General features: G+C 44.3%; 5 protein-coding genes. 3 read left to right on the forward strand and 2 right to left on the reverse strand.

What is annotated here, in order from left to right; genetic code table 11:
• Window positions 1–49 precede the first annotated feature (49 nt).
• Together EO132_RS06965 and EO132_RS06970 are read right to left on the reverse strand one after the other, a co-directional pair.
• Window positions 50–868, reverse strand: coding sequence for an IS3 family transposase (locus tag EO132_RS06965; RefSeq protein ID WP_127136440.1), 819 nt, complete (start codon window positions 866–868; stop codon window positions 50–52).
• Between the two features lie 23 nt (window positions 869–891).
• On the reverse strand, window positions 892–1,167 hold the full coding sequence (locus EO132_RS06970) for a transposase (RefSeq protein WP_072882405.1): 276 nt from the start codon (window positions 1,165–1,167) through the stop codon (window positions 892–894).
• Between the two features lie 112 nt (window positions 1,168–1,279).
• Here EO132_RS06970 and EO132_RS06975 point away from each other — a divergent pair, with 112 nt between their 5' ends.
• From EO132_RS06975 to EO132_RS06985, 3 genes are read left to right on the forward strand one after another with little or no spacing between them, the layout of a single operon-like run.
• Window positions 1,280–2,452 (forward strand): metallophosphoesterase family protein, encoded by a 1,173-nt coding sequence (locus EO132_RS06975; protein WP_164732291.1) that lies wholly within the window; start codon window positions 1,280–1,282, stop codon window positions 2,450–2,452.
• Entirely contained in the window at window positions 2,382–2,657 is a 276-nt protein-coding gene (locus tag EO132_RS06980; RefSeq protein WP_072882405.1) for a transposase, read from the forward strand. Before EO132_RS06975 ends, EO132_RS06980 begins: the two co-directional genes overlap by 71 nt.
• Window positions 2,658–2,680: 23 nt before the next feature.
• Complete coding sequence (locus EO132_RS06985) at window positions 2,681–3,499, forward strand: IS3 family transposase (protein WP_127136440.1); 819 nt, start codon at window positions 2,681–2,683, stop codon at window positions 3,497–3,499.
• Window positions 3,500–3,548: the final 49 nt, after the last annotated feature.

Raw genomic sequence — 3,548 nt, forward strand, 5'->3', positions numbered from 1 at the left:
TGTAGATACCCCGATCTTTAGGACAGTTTCTCTACAAAACTAATATAATTCAAGCCGCTCTCTTAAATAGATCGATAGGTCTTTCATAGTCGATGGACTGGTGTCTTCTTTCATGGTTGTAATAATCAAAGTACTCTGCCAATAACAGATAAAGGTCCATACCGTCCCTTGGAGGGTTCAGGTATATCTTCTCGTATTTTACATTCCTCCATAGCCTTTCGATAAAGGCATTGTCCGTGGCCCTTCCCTTACCGTCCATGCTCAGGCGTATTCCCTGGCCCAAAACATAATTGGCGAACTCCTCGGCGGTGAACTGGCTCCCCTGGTCCGTATTGAGGATCTCAGGTGTCCCGTGCTCACCTATGGCCTCTTCCAATGTTTCCCTGCACCATTGGGCATCCATGGAATTGGACACGCTCCAGTTCAGGACATAGCGGCTGTGCAGGTCGATGATGGCCACCAGGTAGAGATATCCCTGTTGCATGGGGATATAGGTGATGTCGGTTGCCCATACCTGATTGGGCCTGTCAACTGTCAGGTTGCGTAGCAGGTAGGGATACGTTTTGTGGTCCTTGCACCTTCGGGAGGTGTGCTTTCCCGGAAGTACCGCCCTAAGCCCCATTACCTTGTAATAGAGCCGTTCGATCCGGTTCCTGCTCACTTTATAGCCTTTGTCTTTGGTCAGCCAGATGTGCATCCGCTTGGCCCCTTTGAAAGGGTGGTGGAGATAATGTTCGTCCATCTCCCGCATGAGCTTCAGGTTCAGTTCGGTCTCGCCCCTGGGCTTATAGTACAGCCCGGAACGATGGACCGACAATGTTTCGCATTGTTTTACAATGCTCATCTTGGAATGACCCTTGCGTATCATTTTTCTGCGTTCGGAGAGTGGTCTCAGCGCAAGGCGTCCTTTAAAAAATCGTTCTCGACCTTCAACTGGCCTATGGCCTTTAGAAGTTTGTCCTTCTCCCTTTCGGTCTCGCTGCGGGCATCCTTCTTGCCCGATTCGAACACCTGCTCGGCCCCATCGAGGAAATCGCGCTTCCATGCGCTGATCTGGGTCGGGTGTATCTCGTACTTCTGGGCAAGTTCGGCAAGGCTATGCCGCTCTTTCAAGGCTTCCAATACCACCTTGGTCTTGAACTTCGGGGTAAACTTTCTTCGTGTCATATTCAGTAAATTTAATGATTAAACTTACTGCCCTAATTTTTGGGGTATCTACATTTCTTCAGAACAATCAGGTGAAGATGATAACTATAAAGATACCTTTCTTAATTTTTTATTGGAAGAAAGTATTAGTGCAGATGCTTTACTTGTACCAGGTGATCTTACCCACACAGCTAAACATGCTGAAGCTCAATTTGGAGTTTCACTATTAAAAGATATTGCTGCCATACTTGGCGTAGACAATAAAAATGTTTTCATTGTCCCAGGAAATCATGATGTTGATTGGACTTTACTTAATGGGCTATCAGATGAAGAATTTGAAATGAAGAAAAAATTTCGCTTTCTAGGTCTTGATGACGCAACAAATACCATATTTTCTGTTCCCGGTATTATGAATAATGGGTCATTATTTAAAAACCCCTATTTCAATATTTGGGATAGGGATGACTATATAGTTGCTGGTATAAATTCTGCATATGATGATTTACCAACTACGCAACCTCATTATGGTAGGTTTTATAGAGACTCAATTTCAAAACTGAATGATGAACTAAAAAAAATAACTGCTCCTGACAAAATCAAAATTTGTCTTATCCATCATCATCCTATTCAGTACTCTGATCCTGTTCCAAACATTGATTTTAGTGTAATGGTTGATTCTGAATTGCTTTTTGACGTTTTAGATGAACATAATTTTGATTTTTTAATTCATGGTCATAAGCATGTCCCAATGTTAAATACTCATCGGTTAAAATCTGGAAGGCTCCTGAATGTTCTTTGTTCTGGAAGTTTCTCAGCTTATCTTAGTACTAAATTATCTGGGTTCGTTAATAATCAGTTCCACCTTATTGAAATTCACGATAAAGACAGTGCCTCTGAAGATGTTAAAGGAATTATTAAAAGTTGGGCATACAAATCCACGCCAATTTGGGAGAAAAGTTCTCCATCGTTAGGTATTAGACATATTCTTCCTTTTGGGTCTGAGTTACAACCACATGAATTACAAAAAAAGTTGACCGTAGAAATACAATCTATTTTTAGTACCAAGTCTTTTATTAAGGTTTCTGACATAACAAATAAAGACCCATTACTGAAATATATTCCCTATTCAACCTTAATCGATTCTCTAAAAAAACTAGAACAAAGCCTAAATTTCGAATTACATGTAGATACCCCAAAAATTAGGGCAGTAAGTTTAATCATTAAATTTACTGAATATGACACGAAGAAAGTTTACCCCGAAGTTCAAGACCAAGGTGGTATTGGAAGCCTTGAAAGAGCGGCATAGCCTTGCCGAACTTGCCCAGAAGTACGAGATACACCCGACCCAGATCAGCGCATGGAAGCGCGATTTCCTCGATGGGGCCGAGCAGGTGTTCGAATCGGGCAAGAAGGATGCCCGCAGCGAGACCGAAAGGGAGAAGGACAAACTTCTAAAGGCCATAGGCCAGTTGAAGGTCGAGAACGATTTTTTAAAGGACGCCTTGCGCTGAGACCACTCTCCGAACGCAGAAAAATGATACGCAAGGGTCATTCCAAGATGAGCATTGTAAAACAATGCGAAACATTGTCGGTCCATCGTTCCGGGCTGTACTATAAGCCCAGGGGCGAGACCGAACTGAACCTGAAGCTCATGCGGGAGATGGACGAACATTATCTCCACCACCCTTTCAAAGGGGCCAAGCGGATGCACATCTGGCTGACCAAAGACAAAGGCTATAAAGTGAGCAGGAACCGGATCGAACGGCTCTATTACAAGGTAATGGGGCTTAGGGCGGTACTTCCGGGAAAGCACACCTCCCGAAGGTGCAAGGACCACAAAACGTATCCCTACCTGCTACGCAACCTGACAGTTGACAGGCCCAATCAGGTATGGGCAACCGACATCACCTATATCCCCATGCAACAGGGATATCTCTACCTGGTGGCCATCATCGACCTGCACAGCCGCTATGTCCTGAACTGGAGCGTGTCCAATTCCATGGATGCCCAATGGTGCAGGGAAACATTGGAAGAGGCCATAGGTGAGCACGGGACACCTGAGATCCTCAATACGGACCAGGGGAGCCAGTTCACCGCCGAGGAGTTCGCCAATTATGTTTTGGGCCAGGGAATACGCCTGAGCATGGACGGTAAGGGAAGGGCCACGGACAATGCCTTTATCGAAAGGCTATGGAGGAATGTAAAATACGAGAAGATATACCTGAACCCTCCAAGGGACGGTATGGACCTTTATCTGTTATTGGCAGAGTACTTTGATTATTACAACCATGAAAGAAGACACCAGTCCATCGACTATGAAAGACCTATCGATCTATTTAAGAGAGCGGCTTGAATTATATTAGTTTTGTAGAGAAACTGTCCTAAAGATCGGGGTATCTACA

The organism is Flagellimonas oceanensis (assembly GCF_003992595.1).
GTDB lineage: Bacteria > Bacteroidota > Bacteroidia > Flavobacteriales > Flavobacteriaceae > Flagellimonas > Flagellimonas oceanensis.

Coding starts and splice junctions, on each gene's coding strand:
- EO132_RS06965 (WP_127136440.1), bottom strand. CDS start 868: ATGATACGCAAGGGTCATTCCAAGATGAGCATTGTAAAACAATGCGAA.
- EO132_RS06970 (WP_072882405.1), bottom strand. CDS start 1,167: ATGACACGAAGAAAGTTTACCCCGAAGTTCAAGACCAAGGTGGTATTG.
- EO132_RS06980 (WP_072882405.1), top strand. CDS start 2,382: ATGACACGAAGAAAGTTTACCCCGAAGTTCAAGACCAAGGTGGTATTG.
- EO132_RS06985 (WP_127136440.1), top strand. CDS start 2,681: ATGATACGCAAGGGTCATTCCAAGATGAGCATTGTAAAACAATGCGAA.